Source organism: Streptomyces sp. NPDC096136, from assembly GCF_044763325.1.
Taxonomy (GTDB): domain Bacteria; phylum Actinomycetota; class Actinomycetes; order Streptomycetales; family Streptomycetaceae; genus Streptomyces.
Window position 1 is genome coordinate 541,357 of the sequence record NZ_JBIWFZ010000002.1, and the last position, 16,197, is coordinate 557,553.

A 16,197-nucleotide genomic window follows, 5' to 3' on the forward strand; every position below is an offset into this window, starting at 1 on the left:
GGCCGGTCCTCCGCCAGACAAGGAACCTTTCCAGCATGCTGAAGAAGATGATGGTCACCGCCGCAGCCACCGCCGCCGCGATCGGTGCGGGCGCTGCCGCTGCCGCCCCGGCCATGGCCATCGGCAACGACAACGGGATCAACACCGTCAACGGCAACGGTGCCGCCCAGATCTACGGCAACCAGAAGACCGAGGGCGCGATGAGCCCGCAGCTCAGCCTGGTCCAGGGCACCCTCAACAAGCCCTGCATCGCCCTGCCGGCGAAGGTCAACGCCCAGTCGCTGGTCGCCCTCATCGCCAACGTCGGTGTCCAGGACATCAACGTCCTGTCCAACCCGCAGAACCAGCAGTGCACCGAGAACTCCACCCAGGCCAAGGGCGACGAGCCGCTCTCGCACATCCTGGACAACATCCCGGTCCTCTCCGGCAACCTCTCCGCCGGCAGCTGATCGACCGGGCCCCCCATCCCGCGTCCGGGGTGGGGGGCCTCGTCGTGCCGTCAGCGGGACCGGGCGGCGGTCACCACATCACCGGCAGCCGCTCGGGCAGCCGCTTCATGAAGCCGGTGCGCCAGACGAGCTGTTCGACGGGGACGGCCAGCCGCAGCCGGGGCATCGCCGCGAGGACGGCGCGCAGGCCGATCTCGGCGTGCTTCTTGCCGAGGGCGGTGGCGGGGCAGTAGTGGGAGCCGCCGCCGAAGGAGAAGTGGGCGGAGGAGTTGGCCCGCGTGAAGTCGAGGCGGTGCGGGTCCGGGAACACGGAGGGGTCGAAGTTGGCGCCCTCGGGCAGGACGAGCACCAGCTCGCCCTTCTTCACCTCGACGTCGCCGAGGGCCATGTCCTCCATGGCGAGCCGGGGCAGGCCGTCCCCGATGGAGAGGTTGATCCGCAGGAGCTCGTCCACGGCCTGGGGCATCAGCTCCGGGTGGTCGGCCAGGTGGTCGGCCTCCTCCGGGTGGGTGAGCAGGGTGACCAGTGCCATGGCGAGGAACCCGGCGGTGGAGATGACGCCCGCGCCGAACAGGGTGACGCCGACGGTCGCGAACATCTCGTCGCTGACGTGCTCGTAGCCCTCGGTGCCGCGCAGCTTCGCGAGGTCGCCGATGAGGCCCTGCTCCGTGTCGTCGAGGCGGGCGGTCATGTACGCGATGTCGCGGTCCCAGTTCAGGCGGGCCGCCGGGATCTCGCGGGGGCTGTTCATGAAGGCGATCGGCAGCGACTCCGACAGCAGCGGGGCCGCCTCCTGCGGTATGCCGAGGATCTGGCAGTGCATCGCCTCCGAGAAGGGGTCGGTGAACAGGGACCGGATGTCGACGGGGGCGCCGTGCCGGAGCATCCGCTCGACGAGCTCGGCGGCGTGGCCCTCCATCCACTCCTGGAGGCCGGGGGCCTTGGGGTTGATCGCCTTCATGACGGCCTTGCGCAGGCCGGCACCGGTGATGTTGCCCATGTTGTTGACGACCTCGGGAGGGATCGTCAGCGCGTACTGGCGCGGCACCCCCGGGTCGGAGGTGTTCTTGAGGCTGAACCGGTCGTCCTCGAGGACCTGCTTGACGAGCGCGTACGAGGAGACCAGCCAGGCCTCGGCCCCGGCGATGGTGCGCACCTTCACCACGGGGGCGAGTTCGCCGATCTGGGCGGGCAGGTGGGTGCCGTCCCACGTGAAGGGGAAGTCGAGGATCGGCTCCGCGTGGGTGGTCACAGCTGGTCTCCTTCGGTGGCGGGGGTGACGACGGCGTGGCCCTGGTTGCGGGAGGCCCGCAGTCCGGCGCCGCGCGAGTAGAGCAGGTCCGCCATCGGCAGCGCCTGGTGGTAGCAGTTCAGGGACGAGGGGACGCCCAGGATCGCCGGGGTGTCGAGGAACAGGGGCGCCTCGGCGCACACGTAGTCGAGGCAGACCCTGCGCTGGTGCGCGGTGGGCTGCCGGCCGCCGAGCACCTTCGAGGACAGGAAGATGTCGACGAGTTCGTTCGCGGTCTGGGCGAACGCCGGATCGGTGCCGAGCCGTTCCAGCAGGTCCGCGTGCATGCGGTCGTACGCGGGGATGCCCTGGAGCGAGGACATCGGCCTGCCGCGCAGGCGGGTTCCCGATGGGTCGATATCGGCCACGGCGTTGGTCACCTTGGCGCGCACGCCGCGGAGGTTCTTGACTGTTTTTCGACGGGCCTCGTCCTCCGGATAGCCCATGGCCACATACATTTCGGCCACATGCAGGTCGGTGTAGATGAGGTCGGCCTGCCGGAAGTTGTCCAGGGCCCATTCGGCGAGCGCGTGCACGCGCTGGGCGGAGAAGTAGGAGTTGCCGGGCGAGATTCCGATGACGGCGTGGTCGCCCTCACCGGCGATGACCTGGCAGTGCGGGGTGTAGGGGTCAACGCGGAAGGCGCTGGTCCGGGTTGCTGTTGTCATGGGAGTGGTCACGTCCCTGTCGCCGCGATTCCCCGCTCGGACCCCGTGTCCCGGGTGCGGCGGCGACGTTCAGAACCTAGCCGCAAAGCACGGCTCCGGTTGGATTACCGCACAGTTCGTCTCGGCTTCTGGACTCAGCTGTTGCCCCAGTCAACAGCTGTGACGTGCGGGGCTGTTGTTCTGCCCTGCATGGTGATGATCAGACGGGTTCCCTGGCTCAATGACACCTTTCCCCTACAAGATCGCCGGATGGGCCACATGTGCCGGGTGGCCGGAACCCGAAGTCCGGAAACGCTCCCCGTGCCGGACCGCCCTGGCGGGCCTTCCCCGGGATCCGGGCCGTGATCGCCCATAGTGGGGTGCATGCAGTCCGAGAAGACGCAGGTCCGCGTGGTGATCGTCGAGGACCACCCGCTGTTTCGCGAGGGGCTGAGGGCGGCGCTGGAGAGCGCCGACGACATCCGCGTGGTGGGTGAGGCGCAGACCCTCTCCGAGCTGCCCGCCGCGGTGGCCGCGGGCCGGCCGCAGGTCGTGGTGATGGACCTGTCCCTGCCGGACGGCTCGGGCATCGAGGCCACCCGGCGGCTCGCCGGGGAGCACCCGGAGCTGCAGGTGCTGGTGCTGACCATGGCGGACGACGACGGCAGCCTCCTGGCGGCCCTGCACGCGGGCGCGCGCGGCTACCTGGTCAAGGGGGCCGGCCGGGAGGAGGTCCTGCACGCGGTGCGCACGGTGGCGGCCGGTGGCGCGGTCTTCGGCCCCGACGTGGCCGCGCGGATCGCCGCGCTGGTCACCGGCGGGCCCCGGCGCGAGGCGGAGCGGGTCCTCCCCGCGCTGACGGCCCGCGAGGTGGAGGTGCTGGACCTGGTCGCCCGGGGCTACGACAACCGCCGGATCTCGCGCGAGCTGTTCCTCGCGGAGAAGACGGTCCGCAACCACATCACCCACATCTTCGAGAAGCTCGACGTCGTCACCCGGGCCGAGGCCGTCGCGCGCGCCCGGGACGCGGGGCTGGGCGTGGTCGGGGGCGGCGGGGGCCGGGACGGCTGAGCCGCGGGCCCGGCCCCTTCCCCGGGACGCGCCGACCGCACGCCGGCGGGGCCGTGTCACGAAACCGCCACAGCGTCCCACCTGCGCAACCCCGGCGGACCGCGGCGCGTGTCCGTCGACGCGAGAGCCGGCGCGGGCCGGTCGTGAGCCACGGGAGCACCCCATGCAGTACACAGCAGGTCCTCGGCGCACCGCCACGGCGCTGGCGGCGGCCGCGGCGGCCGCCGCCCTGATGACGGGCTGCGGCCCGACCGGGGACTCGGGCGCGGCCGCCCCGCCGTCCGCGCCGCCCGCACCCCCGGCGTCGGCGACGGCGACGCCCGTCGGCGGATCCGGGGGCTCCTCCTCCGGGGGCTCTTCCTCCACCGGGGGCTCCTCCACCGGCGGCGGGGGCTCCGCGAAGCCGACCCCCTCGGCGCCCGGCGGGGGCGGCAAGGCCAAGCCCTGCACGATCGAGGACGTGGAGGTCTCCCCCGCCCACCAGGCCGACGTCCGCCCGCCCGGCACCGGGACCGGGGCGGTGGTCGTATCGGTCACCAGCCGCTCCACCTGCACCCTGCTCGGCTTCCCGCAGGTCGCCGGCGCCGGCAACGGCTCCCCCGAAAAGAACCTGCCGCTGGCCACCACCAACAGCGGTACGGCCGCCCCGGTGTCGCTCACCCCGGGCGCCCGCGCGTGGACGAAGCTGACGTTCGTCAACGTCCAGGGCGAGGCGGACGGCTACTGCGCGTCCGGCTCCACGCCCGTCGTCTTCCCCAGCCTCGTCCTCCGCGTCCCGGGCGCGGGCTCGCACCAGATCGGCATGGACGACGGGCAGTTCGCCGAGTGCGACAACAAGGTGACGGTCACGCCCTTCTCCCTGACGAAGCCCTCCTGAGACCGGCCCTGGTACGGCGTCAGGAGATGCCGTACCACTGGCTGCCCCAGCCGGTGTTGATGGTGCTGGTGGACTGCTCCGAGAGGTTGAGGGCGGGCGGCAGCGAGGTCTGCCCGGTCAGGACCGTGCTGTAGCGCAGGGCCGGGGGCGTCAGGCCCGCGTTCACCGAGATGCCGGCGCCGGTGGCCTTCAGGGTGAGGGCGTTGGTGGCCCAGTTGCCGTTCAGCAGGAGGGCGATGAAGTAGGTGCCGCCGGCGGCGGTGAACGGCTTGGTGAAGGGCATCGGCTTGGCCACCGCGTCGGTCATCAGCTGGGGCGAGATGTCGGCGGTGGAGGCGACCAGCTTGCCGGCGGCGTCGTACACGCCGAGGTAGCAGTTGGAGAGCTGCGCGTTCGGGTCGACGCCGGCCAGGCCCAGCCAGACGTTGGACCAGGTGATCTGCTCGCGCAGGCCGATCCGCACCAGGGTGATCCGGCCGCCGACCCCCGCGGCCGACTGGGCGGTGACGTGGCCCGCGTCGTTGGGGTCGCCCGTCCAGGCCAGCAGGTTCTGGTCCTGCGGGCGCGGGCCCTCGTACCCGGAGCCGCCGCCCTGCACGGGCGCGGGTGCGGCCGCGGGCGGGCTCGATGCGTGCGGGGAGCCGTCGGACGAGGTGCACCCGGAGAGGGCGAGCAGCGCTGCGAGGGTGGCGGCGAGGCCGGCGGTGGTGGTACGGGTGCGCATGGTCCCCCCATGTGGTGCGGATGTGCCGGGGCCATCGTCACATGCGCCCCTGTGGTTGCCGCAGGCGCCCGGTGCGCGGTGTCCGGGCGAGCGGTTCCGGCCGCCCGGCGCCGGGAGTTGGCCCGCGAGGCGGTCGTCCGCAGCGGCGTGCGGGCCGATACTGCACGGGGCGGACCGCAGCGCCCGGGGAGGGGAACCGATGGGGTCGGACAAGGTCTCGCGCACGGCCGTGCGCCGTCGCGGTGTCGCACTGCTGGCCGTACTGGGGGCGCTGGGAGCGGGGGTCCTCGTACCCGCCGCGCCGGCGCAGGCCGCGCCCCGGTGCGCGGCCGCCTCCTCGGGCGGGCCGGTGCAGGTGGCCTACGTCCCGGACTGGGTCGAGTCGATCGCGGTGGACCGGCGGGGCCGGATGTTCGCCACCGCCTACTTCAGCGGGCGCGTGTACCGCATCGACGCGCCGGGGGCGGCGCCCGTCGCGCTCACCGGGGACATCGGGGCCAACGGCGGGATCGTGGTGCGCGAGGACGGCCGGCTCCTCGTCGGCACCGGCAACGACCTGGCGCACTCGCTGACCGGGGGCCTGCTCCCGGTGTCGAAGCTGCTGGAGGTGGACCCGGAGACCGGGTCCGTCCGGGTGTACGCCTCGGGGCTCGGCGGTGTCGACGGGGTCGCGACTGCCCCCGACGGGACCGTGTACACGACGACCCTGGGCGGCTCGGGCATCGGCCGCGTCACCCCCGACGGCCGGGTGGATCCGGCGTGGGCGCGGATCCCGCAGCCGAACGGGATCGCCGTGTCCCCGGACGGTGCCGAGGTGTACGTGGTCCAGACGACCCTCTCGCCCGGGGTGTACCGGATCCCCGCCGGCGACCCGGGCCGGCCGCGGCGGTGGGTCGCGGCCGGAGGGGCCGACGCCCTGGCGCTGCCGGACGGGCTCACCCTCGACGGGCGGGGGCGGCCGCTGATCGCCACGCACGCGGCGGGAGAGGTCTGGCGGGTCGAGGGCGGGGCGCTGTGCGCCGCCGCGTCGGGACCGGAGCTGCGGCTGTCCACGCAGATCGTGTACGGGCGGGGCGACCGGGGCTTCGCGGCGGGGCGGCTGTACCGGGCGGGCGTCGACGGAAGGATCTACGAGCTGCCGGAGGCGGCCGGGGGCCCGGGGTGACCCTGACCCGCCGGACGGACCCCAGGGGGCGTCCCGGGCCGCCGAGTTCGTCCGCCGGCCGTGCGGGGTGCGGACGGTCCGGAAGATCCGTACGGCGGGTGGGGCGGCATCCGCCCGCGTACAGTCCGTGATGACCCGCACCTCTCGACGGCCGGGCCGCCGGCCGGACAGGAGAAGCCCCGTGGCCACAGACGCAGCCCCCGCGCAGCTCCCCCGGCAGCCGGACGGACCGGGCGGCCGCCCCGTGCCCGAACTGGACGGCGCGGCGGTGGAGGCGTGGCGCGCCGGGGGTGGGGAGCTGATCGACCTGCTGGCACGGGCGCGGGAGCGGCTCGGCGGGGTGGCCGCCGTCCGGCTGGGGCCGCGGCCCACCGTCCTGGTCACCGCGCCGGAGGCCGTGCAGCACGTGCTCGCCCTGCACCCGGACCGGTACGTCAAGCGCTCGCACCGCGCCCGCCTGCTGATCGGCGACGGGGTGCTGGCCGCGACCGGCGAGGCCTGGAAGCGGCAGCGGCGGCTGCTGCAGGCGCAGTTCACGGGGACGGGGATGCGCCGCTACGAGCGGCGGATCGCCGGGGCGGCCCGGACCGCGGCCGGGCGCTGGGCCGGCTACGCGCGCACCGGGCAGGTCTTCGACGTCGGGGAGGAGATGCGCCGCTTCGCCCTCGACACCATCTGGCGCTCCCTCACCGGCCACCCCCTGGACCCGGCCACCGCCCGCGAACTGGCCTCCGTGGCGGCCGTGGTGGCGGCGCTGCCGAGCCTGCCGGCCGATGCCGTGGAGGCGCGGGACTCGGTGGCCGCGGACCTCGCCCGGATCGACGCGGTGGCCCGGGAGGCCGTGGCCGCCGCCCGACGCGGGGAGGCCGGGCCCGACGGGCCGGGGCTGCTCCAGGTCCTGGCCGAGGCCGCGCGGGAGCGCCCCGAGTACACCGACCGGCTGGTGCGCGACGAGCTGGTGACCCTGCTCGTGGCCGGGCACGAGACCACCGCCACCACCCTCACCTGGCTGTACCTGCTGCTCGACCGGCATCCGCAGGCGCGCGGGGAGGCCCTCGCGGCGGGCCCCGAGGGGTCGCCGGAGCGCAGGGAGGCGGTCCGGGCGCTGGTCTCCGAGACCCTCCGGCTCTACCCGTCCGCCTGGATCCTGCCCCGGTACACGGCGGAGGCGGACACCGTGGCCGGGTACGCGGTGGAGGCGGACAGCGACGTGCTGGTCTGCCCGTACCTGACGCACCGCGATCCGCTGCTGTGGCCGGATCCGGAGCGCTTCGACCCGCGGCGCTTCACGGCCGGGGGCGGCCGCCCCGCCCGGCAGGGCGCCTACCTGCCCTTCGGGCTCGGCCCCCGGGCCTGCCTGGGCACGCAGTTCGCGCTGCGGGAGTCGACGGTGCTGCTGGAGCACCTGCTGCCCCGGTACAGGCCGTCCTTCGCCTCCGTGCCGGGCGGGGCCGCCTACAGCATCACGGTCCGTCCCGACGGCCCGACCCCGGCGACGCTCGCCCCGGCCGGACCGTAGGCCGTGTGGCGGATCAGGCCGGGCCGGCGGTACGGGGGTCGACCGGCGCGAGGACGCCGAGGCGGTCCTCGACGGCCTGGGCGGCGGCGAGGCAGAGGTCCTCGCGGAAGGCCCGTCCGATGATCTGCACGCCGGACGGGAGCCCCTCGCGCAGTCCGGTGGGGACGGCCGCGGCGGGTACGCCGACGAAGCTGGTCGCGGTGCACAGGCGCATGCCGGAGGCGACCCGGTCCCGGCCGGCCCGGTCGCGTGACTCCAGCCCCGGCTCGACCGGCGGCTCGGTGAAGGAGGGGCCGAGGACCAGCGGGTACGCGTCGAGGAACTCGGCCCAGGAGCGCCGGATGCCCAGCCAGGTGCCCATCAGGCGCACGAGTTCGTCGGCGGTCGCGGGCGCGGTGCGTTCCATGACGCTCTGGATGTAGCGGTCGCCGCCCTCGCCGAGAAGGGTGCGGACCACCGGCCAGGTCGGGGCGAACTCGGTGATCGTGATGCGGTCGTAGGCGTCGAGGGTCTCGTCGAGGCGGGGTACGTCGGGGACTTCGCACACCTCGTACCCGGCGTCGGCGAGCGCGGCGGCCGCGTCGGCGAGGGCGGCGCGCACCGACGGGTGGACCCCGCGCCCGCCGGGGTCGGCCACCACCGCGACCTTCGCGGGGCCGGGCAGCGCGGGGCCGTACGCGGGTACGGGTACGGCCCTGGGGTCGCGGGGGTCGGCGCCTGCGAGGGCCTCGTAGGCGAGGCGGAGGTCGGCCACGGTACGGGCGAACGGACCGTCGGTGACGAGCAGCTGGGAGGCCGGGCCGGGGTCGTCGGGGCCGAGCACGCGGTGGTCGGCGGGGAAGCGGCCGGTGGTCGGCTTGAGTCCGGCGACCCCGCAGAACTGGGCCGGGACGCGGATGGAGCCGCCGGAGTCGTTGCCGAGGCCCAGGGCGGCCATGCCGGTGGCGACGGCCACCGCGTCGCCGCCGCTGGAGCCGCCCGGGGTGCGGGCCGGGTCCCAGGGGTTGGCGGTGTCGCCGAAGAGCTCGCTGCGGGTGTGCATCCCGGCCAGGACGAGGGTGGGCATGTTGGCGTGGCCGATCGGGATGGCCCCGGCGGCGCGGAGCCGGGCCACGGGGGGCGCGTCGGCCGCCGCGACCAGGTCGCGGAAGCGGGGCACGCCGAAGGTGGTCGGCACGCCCCCGACCGGGGTGGTCTCCTTCACCGTGAAGGGGACGCCGGCGAGGGGCCCGAGCTCCCCGCCCTCGGCGCGCCGGCGGTCCGTCAGGGCCGCGTCCACGCGGGCCCGTTCCGCCATCAGCTGGGTGACGGCGTTCACCCGGGGGTTGACCTGCGCGATGCGTTCCAGGTGGCTCTCGACCAGTTCGGCGGCGGACACCTCGCCGTCGCGCACGGCTCCCGCCTGGGCGGCGGCCGTCATCTTCCAGAGGTCTTCCCGCATGGCCCGTACTCTCCCGCCCTCGTTTCGATGCGCTTGCATCGGAACCATATACGGGAACCGATGCGGTCGCATCGAATAAACTGCGGGCAGCGCGGCGGAGGCGGACAGGGAGGCGGGGGACATGCCGAGACAGGTGGACCACGAGGAGCGGCGCAGGCTGATCGCCGAGGCGGTGTGCCGCCTCGCGGAGGAGAGCGGGCTGGAGGGCGTGACCCTGCGCGACGTCGCCGGGCGGGCCGGGGTGTCGATGGGCGCCGTACAGCGCTGCTTCCGCACCAAGGAGGAGATGCTGCTGTTCACCCTCGGGCAGATCGGCGAGGGGGTCGGCGAACGGGTGCGGGCCCGGCTCGTGCGCAGCCCGGCCCAGTCGGCCGCCTCCGCCCTGGGCCACGCGGCCACGGAGGTCGCCCTGCTGCGCGAGGAGCACCGGGCGGAGGCCCGGGTCTGGCTGGCGTTCGTCGCCCAGGCGGCGGTCAGCGCCCCGCTGGCCGAGACCCTCAGGACGAACTACGCGGCACTGGAGGCGATGTTCGCCCGGCTGCTCGGGGAAGCGGCCGGGGGCCGCGCCCTGCCCGTGCCCCTCGACCCGCGGCGGGAGGCGCGGGCCCTGCTCGCCCTCGCGGACGGCCTCACCGCGCACGTGCTCATCGGGCACCTCACCGCGGACGGGGCCCAGGAGGTCCTGCACGCGCACCTGGCCCGGCTCTGGGAGCTCGAAGGCGGCGGAGCCGGTGGAGGGCCGGCGTCCGGGCTGTGAAAGAGTGCCTGGGGCAATGATCCGACAGGCCGGAAGGGCTCCCCATCATGAACACAGCCGACCAGCTCGACCACCGGGCGGCCGTGGCGGCGGAGGCCGCCCGGTTCGCGGACCTGGTCCGGGACGCCGACATGACGGCCCCCGTGCCCACGTGCCCCGGCTGGAACCTGACCGACCTGGCCCGGCACGCCGGAAGCGTCCACCGCTGGTTCTCGGTGCTGCTGCGGCAGCGCATCCAGGCGCCGCCGACCAGCCGTGACGTGGACCTGCGGCTGCCCGAGCGGGCGGACGGCTACGCCGACTGGCTGGAGGAGGGCGCCGCCGAGGCGGCCGAGGTGTTCGCGAGCACCGACCTGGACGCACCCATGTGGGTCTGGGGCGCCGACGGCCACGCCCGCTTCTGGGTGCGCCGGATGCTGTTCGAGACCCTCGTCCACCGGGTCGACGCGGAGCGGGCGCTGGGGCTTCCCTCCGCCATCGGGACGGCGTGGGCCCGGGACGGCGTGGACGAGTTCCTCGCCAACCTGCCCTTCGCCGCGCTCTTCGCCCCGAAGGTGGCCAACCTGCGCGGAGCGGACCGCAGCATCCGCTTCGAGTGCACCGACACGGAGGGCTCGTGGCTGGTCCGGCTGCGCCCCGACGGCTTCGGAACGGCCTTGGACGGCGCCGCGGACGAGGAGCCCGCCGAGGCCGCGGTCCGCGCCCCGGCCGCCGACCTCCTCCTCCTGCTCTACGGCCGCCTGGACCGCTCGGCGGCGACGGTCGAGGCCCTCGGGGACCGGGAGCTGCTGGACCTCTGGTTCGCCAACTCCGAGTTCTGAGACCGCCGCCCCCGGCCGGGCACGCGATGCGGATCGCCACCGGGTGTGTCAGCGTGTGAGGGGACACGTCCCGCGAGGGGCGGCAAGCCTGACGTGCTCCTCGTCGCCGCAGTGCGCGGCCTCGGGCTGAAGGGATCCTCTCGTGGCGCCTCCTGGTGATCCGCCGTCCCCGGCCCTGCCGGCCGAGGTCGCTCCCGCTCGGGGAGGGCCGCCCGGCGAGGGCCCGACCCACACGTGGGCGGTGGGGCTGCTGATGGCGGCGGCCCCCTGCTCGGTGCGCGAGGCGAAGCAGATCCTGCTGGCGGCGGCCGAACTGGCCCGCGTCACGGCGGTGGAGGTGGCGGCGGCGATGGTCGCCGGCACCCTCGGCATGCCGATGCCCGTACGGATCGAGCGGGCCCTGCGCCGGTCCCTGGAAGCGGCCCGCGGCCCGGTCCGCCCGGGCGCGGTCCAGACGGTGGGGATCCTGCCGAGCCGGCTGCGCACCGAGGAGGTGCTGTCCCGGCTGCGCGGCTGCCAGGCCCGCCTGGCGGCCGCGCCGACGGACCCCGGCACCCTGCGGGCCATGGACGACGTCGCCTACACCCTGTGCGTGCTGATGGGCCGGCCCAGCACGCACCAGGCGGTCCTGGCGGCCGAGCGGCACCTGTCGGCCGCCGGCGAGTAGGACCGGTCCCGGGGCCCCGCGGAACGGGGCCCCGGGACCCGGTTCACCAGCGGACGGGCAGCTGCTTCACCCCGCGGATCAGCATGCCGGGGACCCAGGGCAGCTTGGCCTCGTCGGCGTCACCGGTGAGTTCCGGGAAGCGCTCCAGCAGCGAGCGCAGGGCGATCCGGCCCTCCAGACGGGCGAGCGGGGCGCCGAGGCAGTAGTGCAGGCCGTGCCCGAACGCGATGTGGCCGCGGGCGTCGCGGCGGATGTCGAAGCGGTCGGGGTCCTCGAAGCGGGCCGGGTCGCGGTCCGCGTCGGCCATGGCGATCAGGACGGTGGAGCGCTTGGGTATCACCACTCCGGCCATCTCCACGTCCTCCAGGGCGAGGCGCTCGGTGCACGTCTCGACCGGCCCGTCGTAGCGGAGCATCTCCTCGATCGCGCCGTCGAGCAGGCCGAAGTCCGCGCGCAGGTCGGCGAGCTGCTCGGGGTGCGCGAACAGCGCGCGCATCCCGTTGCCGATCATGTTGACGGTGGTCTCGTGACCGGCGATCAGCAGCAGGACGGACATGCCGATCAGCTCGGACGGCGAGAGCCGGTCGCCGCCCTCGTCGACGGCGTGGATCATGGCGCTGAGCAGGTCGTCGCCGGGCTCGGCGCGCTTGGCGTCGATGAGACCGGTCAGGTACGCGATCATCCCCTCGTACGCGGCGGCCTCGGCCTCCGGGCTGGTGCGGGCGACCGCCTCGTTGGACCAGGCGCGGAAGGCGTCGCGGTCCAGGCCCGGGACACCGAGCAGCTCGCAGATGACGGTCATCGGCAGCGGGAAGGCCAGGGCCTCCAGGAGGTCGGTCCGGCGCTCCTCGTCCGCCTCCATGGCGTCGAGCAGTTCGTCGGTGATCTGCTGGATGCGCGGGGCCAGTTCCTCGATGCGGCGCGGGGTGAACGCCCGGGCCACCAGGCGGCGCAGCCGGGTGTGGTGCGGCGGGTCGGCCATCAGCATGTGGGCCAGCGCCGGATTGTCCTGCTCGACGTTGATGATCTGGCTGATGTCGCCGGAGCGGAGCCAGTCGCGGCTCAGCCGCGGGTCGTTGAAGGCCGCGCGGCAGGCCTCGTACCCGACGATCAGCCACAGCTCCTCGCCGTCGGGCGTGCGCACGTGGTGGACGGGTCCGCGCTCGCGCAGCTGCGCGTAGACCGGGTACGGGTCGCGGACGAAGTCCGGACTCAGCTCCAGCAGTTCCACCATTTCGGTACCAAGCGCCATTGCAATCCCCCTGAATGCATGTGTTGCCCTGCACGGTCACACGCAGATGCGTGTGCACCCCACACAGTAACCATGAAGGGGCGGCGACGGGGGACCCGGTCCTCCCCCGCGGCCGCGGGGGAGGACCGGGGGAGGCCTCGGGGGTGTTCCGCTTCCCGCGTCAGCAGCCGAAGTCGACGCGCCGGAACGTGGCGTAGTGGTCGGCGGTGTAGTAGTCCTCCCGGTACTGCCTGCCCGTGACGATCCGTCGGGCGCCGCGCGTCGGCGAGCCGGGGGTGATCACCGTGTACTCGTGGTAGTAGCCGGCGGTCTGGGCCGGCAGCACCCGCTCGCGGTTCTGGAAGACGATCCCGTCCTGGGAGTACGGGAACGGGCCGCCCTGGTCGATGAGTTCGAGGGTGTCGTACGCCTCGTCGGGCAGCGCGGAGTAACAGACGCTGCCGACCGAGGCCACGGCGGCGGGCGCGGGGGCCGGGGCGGCCGTGGCGGCCTGACCGGTGAACAGGGTGGCGGCGACGGCGGCCGCGGCGGCTATGGACGCGATGCGTGGGGGAATCCTCATGCGCCCCACACAACGCGCGTAGAGCGGGCACGGTCAACGCCAACGCGCAGCTGTTCCACGCCCGTTCACCGAGGTGGCACCGGGTGCGACCTCAACTCCCCCGGCCCGTAAACCACCGTTCTCCTGAGGACTCGGCTCCGCTTGCGCCGGGGCCGCTCCGGGGCGGGGCGGCCCCGGCGGCGGGGGGTCAGGCCTCGGGGGCTCGGTCCTCGGGGAGGCCGGTGCCGCCCAGGCGGGTGAGGAGGCCGCTCAGCGCCCCGAGGTCGCCGTCGGCCCACTCCGGGGCCGCGAAGACGTCGGCGGCCACCTGCTCGGCGGCCTTGAGGGCGTGGCCCAGCCGCTCGCGCCCGGCGTCCGTGAGGGCCGCGTACGCCACGCGGGCGTCGCGGGCGTCGGTCTCGCGCTCCACCAGGCCGATCCGCTCCAGGGGCGCCAGCCCTCGGGTCACGCCCGAGGCCGTGAGCCCGAGCGCCCCGGCGAGGTCCACCCGCCGCATCCGGCCGCCCTCGGCCCGCCCCAGGTGCAGCAGCACCAGGAAGTCGGCCAGGCTCACCCCGTACAGGGAACCCAGGCGGGAGTCGAACCGGCGGACCAGGGCGGTCTGGGCCTTCACCAAGCGCAGGGACACATCCAGCGCATCACTCATTGCTACCTCCTTGACTCCTCAAGGATATGAAAAAAGCTTGAGGAGTCAAGGAGATGTGCAGGAATGCCCCCGGTTCCGGCTAGGGCCGGCCGGGAGGGCCGTCGTCCCTGTCGCCGGGAGAGAGGTGGGCGACCACCTCGGCGAGCTCCTCGCAGGCCTCCTCGATCTTCAGCCGGACGTTGTTCTGCTCGGTGACCAGCGCCGCCAGGAGCAGCCCGGTCAGCGCCGCGGCGCCGTTGAGGGCCTGGAGGTTGACCATGACCTCCAGGAGGCTGTGCTCGGCGAAGGGGCCGGCGTGGTCGGTCGCCGCCCAGATCGACAGGACGGACACCAGCAGGGCGCAGGGCGCCGCCCCGGCCAGCTGGAAGCGCACCGCGGCCCAGATGAGCAGGGGGAAGACCAGGAACAGCAGGGACAGGGCGCTGTGGGTGGCGATGACGGTGGTGACGACGGTGGCGACCGTCAGCGCCACCGCCTCGGCCACCCGGTAGGGGTCGCGGGGCGGCCCCGTCCAGCGCAGGGCCAGCAGCAGCGGGGTCACCAGCAGCACTCCCATGGTGTCCCCCGCCCACCAGGCCGACCAGGTCGGCCAGAAGCTGTCCGCCGGCAGGTTCCCGGTGAGCACGAGCGTGCACGTCCCGGCGGTGGCGCTGATCAGCATCGGGAGCAGTCCGCCCAGGAAGACCAGCGCCAGCCCGTCGCGGAGCCGGTCCAGTTCGGGGCGGAATCCGGCCCGGCGCAGGAGCAGCAGGGCGCATACCGGTGCCAGTACGTTGCCGGCCACGATGCCGAGGTCGGCGAGGTGGAACGCGGCGATCTGCTCGATGGAGAGGTAGGTTCCGAGGGCGATTCCCGGCCAGACCCGCAGGCCGAACCGGAGCAGGGCGGTCAGCGCGATCCCGGTGGGCAGCCACAGAGGGGTGACGACCGCGCCGTCGACCACCACCTGCCGCAGCAGTCCGAGCCGGCCGGTCGCGTAGTAGGCGGCGGCGACGGCGAGGACCAGCAGGAGCGTTCCCCACGGACGCCGCCATTCCAGGGTGCGCACCACAGCATCAGACAACAGGCGGGCCGTCCCGGCCGGGCGTGACACGCGCGACCGGCGGGCCGGCCCGCGACGGCGGGGCGCCCGGGCACCGCCGCGGGGCGGGGTGGCGGCCGGCGGGGCGGGTGACGGCCGGCGGGTCAGGCGCCCGCGGCGTCGTCCCCGCCCCACCCGTCGATGCCGTCCGGGCCTTCGGGGCCGTCCGAGTCGGTCCGCCCGGCGGAGCCGCCGCGCCCGCCGTCGGGGCCGTCCGGGCCGTCGGCGTCGGTCAGGCCGTCCGGGCCGTCGTGGCTGAGGACGAGGACCGCCGCGTCGTCGGCGTGGCCGGTGGAGTCGGCGACCTTCATCACCTCGGCGGCCAGCTCGTCGGGGTCGCCCCCCGCCGCCTCCCGCACGATCCGGGACACCCGCTCCAGCCCCACCTCGATGGGGAACGACGGCCCCTCCACCACCCCGTCGGTCAGCAGCACGATGGAACCCGGGGCGGTCAGCCTGCGCCGGGTGACCCCGTACCCCGCCCCGGGGACCAGGCCCAGCGGCGGCCCGCCGGCGTCCTCGGCGATGCCGTGGCGGCCGTCGACGGTGGCCCAGACGGCGGGGACGTGGCCGGCCCGGGCGCCCTGGAGCTCACCGGTGCCCGGGTCGAAGAGCAGCAGGCTGCACGTGGCGAACAGCTCGGAGTCCAGCGAGAGCAGGACCTCGTTGGCCCGGCCCAGCACCTCCCCGGGGTCGGAGACGACGGCCGAGACGGCGCGCAGGCAGACCCGCACCTGGCCCATGAAGGCGGCGGCCGCCACGTCGTGCCCCTGGACGTCGCCGATGGAGAACGCGAGGGCGCCCTCGGGCAGCCGGAACCCGTCGTACCAGTCGCCGCCGATGTCCAGCCCGTGCTGGGCGGGCGCGTACCGGGCGGCGGCCCGCAGCCCCGGCAGGACGGGAAGGGTGGCGGGCAGCATCTCGCGCTGGAGGGCCTCGGCCAGTTCGACCCGGGTGTGGTGCAGCTGGGCACCCTCCCGCGCCTGGGCGGTGAGCCGCCCCAGCGTGGTCAGCAGATCGGCGCTGGCCGGCCGAGGGTGCCGCCGGCGCGGGGTCACGGACCACTCCGGGGTATGTCCATCTGCCTCTCTGCTCCCGCTGTGCGAAAGACCCAGGCACATCATATTTCGGCTCGCCTCCGCCCGCCCGGCGCCGCCGGGTGCCGGGCGGGCGGCCGGATCATCCGGGCCGGACGTCGGCCCTCCCGCGCGCGCCGCCGCCGCGCCA

The 16,197-nt window shown here is 74.7% G+C and carries 17 protein-coding genes; 8 read left to right on the plus strand and 9 right to left on the minus strand.

Annotated elements, in window-relative coordinates:
• The first annotated feature begins 35 nt into the window (after window positions 1-35).
• Window positions 36-449 carry a rodlin gene (locus tag ACIRBY_RS05630; RefSeq protein ID WP_403896567.1) on the plus strand — a complete coding sequence of 138 codons (414 nt, stop codon included), beginning with the start codon at window positions 36-38 and terminating at the stop codon, window positions 447-449.
• 70 nt (window positions 450-519) lie between these two features.
• Here the strand turns inward: ACIRBY_RS05630 and ACIRBY_RS05635 are convergent, their stop codons facing one another.
• Window positions 520-1,701 (minus strand): cytochrome P450, encoded by a 1,182-nt coding sequence (locus ACIRBY_RS05635; RefSeq protein WP_403896570.1) that lies wholly within the window; start codon window positions 1,699-1,701, stop codon window positions 520-522.
• A complete protein-coding gene (locus tag ACIRBY_RS05640) occupies window positions 1,698-2,408 on the minus strand; it encodes a tRNA-dependent cyclodipeptide synthase (protein WP_403896573.1) in 711 nt (236 codons plus the stop codon). Before ACIRBY_RS05640 ends, ACIRBY_RS05635 begins: the two co-directional genes overlap by 4 nt.
• A 363-nt stretch (window positions 2,409-2,771) precedes the next feature.
• Between ACIRBY_RS05640 and ACIRBY_RS05645 the strand changes: the two genes are divergently transcribed.
• Window positions 2,772-3,458: a response regulator gene (locus tag ACIRBY_RS05645; protein ID WP_403896575.1), complete on the plus strand. Its 687-nt coding sequence runs from the start codon at window positions 2,772-2,774 to the stop codon at window positions 3,456-3,458.
• A 163-nt stretch (window positions 3,459-3,621) separates the two neighbouring features.
• Entirely contained in the window at window positions 3,622-4,335 is a 714-nt protein-coding gene (locus ACIRBY_RS05650; RefSeq protein WP_403896578.1) for a DUF4232 domain-containing protein, read from the plus strand.
• Window positions 4,336-4,354: 19 nt separating this feature from the next.
• Here ACIRBY_RS05650 and ACIRBY_RS05655 read toward each other — a convergent pair whose 3' ends face one another.
• Window positions 4,355-5,059 carry a hypothetical protein gene (locus tag ACIRBY_RS05655; RefSeq protein WP_403896581.1) on the minus strand — a complete coding sequence of 235 codons (705 nt, stop codon included), beginning with the start codon at window positions 5,057-5,059 and terminating at the stop codon, window positions 4,355-4,357.
• Window positions 5,060-5,258: 199 nt separating this feature from the next.
• Here ACIRBY_RS05655 and ACIRBY_RS05660 point away from each other — a divergent pair, with 199 nt between their 5' ends.
• Window positions 5,259-6,224, plus strand: coding sequence for an SMP-30/gluconolactonase/LRE family protein (locus ACIRBY_RS05660; RefSeq protein ID WP_403896583.1), 966 nt, complete (start codon window positions 5,259-5,261; stop codon window positions 6,222-6,224).
• 181 nt (window positions 6,225-6,405) lie between these two features.
• Entirely contained in the window at window positions 6,406-7,743 is a 1,338-nt protein-coding gene (locus tag ACIRBY_RS05665; protein WP_403896586.1) for a cytochrome P450, read from the plus strand.
• A 13-nt stretch (window positions 7,744-7,756) separates the two neighbouring features.
• Here the strand turns inward: ACIRBY_RS05665 and ACIRBY_RS05670 are convergent, their stop codons facing one another.
• Entirely contained in the window at window positions 7,757-9,184 is a 1,428-nt protein-coding gene (locus ACIRBY_RS05670) for an amidase (protein ID WP_403896588.1), read from the minus strand.
• Between the two features lie 121 nt (window positions 9,185-9,305).
• Between ACIRBY_RS05670 and ACIRBY_RS05675 the strand changes: the two genes are divergently transcribed.
• From ACIRBY_RS05675 to ACIRBY_RS05685, 3 genes are all read left to right on the plus strand, one after another.
• On the plus strand, window positions 9,306-9,941 hold the full coding sequence (locus ACIRBY_RS05675; protein WP_403896590.1) for a TetR/AcrR family transcriptional regulator: 636 nt from the start codon (window positions 9,306-9,308) through the stop codon (window positions 9,939-9,941).
• 47 nt (window positions 9,942-9,988) lie between these two features.
• Entirely contained in the window at window positions 9,989-10,762 is a 774-nt protein-coding gene (locus ACIRBY_RS05680; RefSeq protein ID WP_403896592.1) for a maleylpyruvate isomerase family mycothiol-dependent enzyme, read from the plus strand.
• A 241-nt stretch (window positions 10,763-11,003) separates the two neighbouring features.
• Window positions 11,004-11,429, plus strand: a complete 426-nt coding sequence (locus tag ACIRBY_RS05685; RefSeq protein ID WP_403896595.1) for a DUF5133 domain-containing protein — start codon at window positions 11,004-11,006, stop codon at window positions 11,427-11,429.
• Between the two features lie 43 nt (window positions 11,430-11,472).
• On the opposite strand, the gene ACIRBY_RS05690 is transcribed toward ACIRBY_RS05685, so the two are convergent.
• The 5 genes from ACIRBY_RS05690 to ACIRBY_RS05710 form a co-directional block, all read right to left on the minus strand.
• Window positions 11,473-12,681 carry a cytochrome P450 gene (locus ACIRBY_RS05690; RefSeq protein ID WP_403896597.1) on the minus strand — a complete coding sequence of 403 codons (1,209 nt, stop codon included), beginning with the start codon at window positions 12,679-12,681 and terminating at the stop codon, window positions 11,473-11,475.
• Between the two features lie 160 nt (window positions 12,682-12,841).
• Window positions 12,842-13,243 (minus strand): ribonuclease domain-containing protein, encoded by a 402-nt coding sequence (locus tag ACIRBY_RS05695; RefSeq protein ID WP_403896599.1) that lies wholly within the window; start codon window positions 13,241-13,243, stop codon window positions 12,842-12,844.
• A gap of 187 nt (window positions 13,244-13,430) precedes the next feature.
• The gene (locus tag ACIRBY_RS05700; protein WP_403896602.1) at window positions 13,431-13,889 is read right to left on the minus strand and encodes a MarR family winged helix-turn-helix transcriptional regulator; all 459 of its coding nucleotides are present in this window, start codon (window positions 13,887-13,889) and stop codon (window positions 13,431-13,433) included.
• Between the two features lie 79 nt (window positions 13,890-13,968).
• A complete protein-coding gene (locus ACIRBY_RS05705; protein WP_403896605.1) occupies window positions 13,969-14,940 on the minus strand; it encodes an MASE1 domain-containing protein in 972 nt (323 codons plus the stop codon).
• 134 nt (window positions 14,941-15,074) lie between these two features.
• Window positions 15,075-16,028: a PP2C family protein-serine/threonine phosphatase gene (locus ACIRBY_RS05710; RefSeq protein ID WP_403896607.1), complete on the minus strand. Its 954-nt coding sequence runs from the start codon at window positions 16,026-16,028 to the stop codon at window positions 15,075-15,077.
• Between the last annotated feature and the right edge of the window lie 169 nt (window positions 16,029-16,197).

Coding starts and splice junctions, on each gene's coding strand:
- ACIRBY_RS05690 (WP_403896597.1), bottom strand. CDS start 12,681: ATGGCGCTTGGTACCGAAATGGTGGAACTGCTGGAGCTGAGTCCGGAC.
- ACIRBY_RS05675 (WP_403896590.1), top strand. CDS start 9,306: ATGCCGAGACAGGTGGACCACGAGGAGCGGCGCAGGCTGATCGCCGAG.
- ACIRBY_RS05645 (WP_403896575.1), top strand. CDS start 2,772: ATGCAGTCCGAGAAGACGCAGGTCCGCGTGGTGATCGTCGAGGACCAC.
- ACIRBY_RS05660 (WP_403896583.1), top strand. CDS start 5,259: ATGGGGTCGGACAAGGTCTCGCGCACGGCCGTGCGCCGTCGCGGTGTC.
- ACIRBY_RS05695 (WP_403896599.1), bottom strand. CDS start 13,243: ATGAGGATTCCCCCACGCATCGCGTCCATAGCCGCCGCGGCCGCCGTC.
- ACIRBY_RS05670 (WP_403896588.1), bottom strand. CDS start 9,184: ATGCGGGAAGACCTCTGGAAGATGACGGCCGCCGCCCAGGCGGGAGCC.
- ACIRBY_RS05640 (WP_403896573.1), bottom strand. CDS start 2,408: ATGACAACAGCAACCCGGACCAGCGCCTTCCGCGTTGACCCCTACACC.
- ACIRBY_RS05700 (WP_403896602.1), bottom strand. CDS start 13,889: ATGAGTGATGCGCTGGATGTGTCCCTGCGCTTGGTGAAGGCCCAGACC.
- ACIRBY_RS05630 (WP_403896567.1), top strand. CDS start 36: ATGCTGAAGAAGATGATGGTCACCGCCGCAGCCACCGCCGCCGCGATC.
- ACIRBY_RS05650 (WP_403896578.1), top strand. CDS start 3,622: ATGCAGTACACAGCAGGTCCTCGGCGCACCGCCACGGCGCTGGCGGCG.
- ACIRBY_RS05680 (WP_403896592.1), top strand. CDS start 9,989: ATGAACACAGCCGACCAGCTCGACCACCGGGCGGCCGTGGCGGCGGAG.
- ACIRBY_RS05655 (WP_403896581.1), bottom strand. CDS start 5,059: ATGCGCACCCGTACCACCACCGCCGGCCTCGCCGCCACCCTCGCAGCG.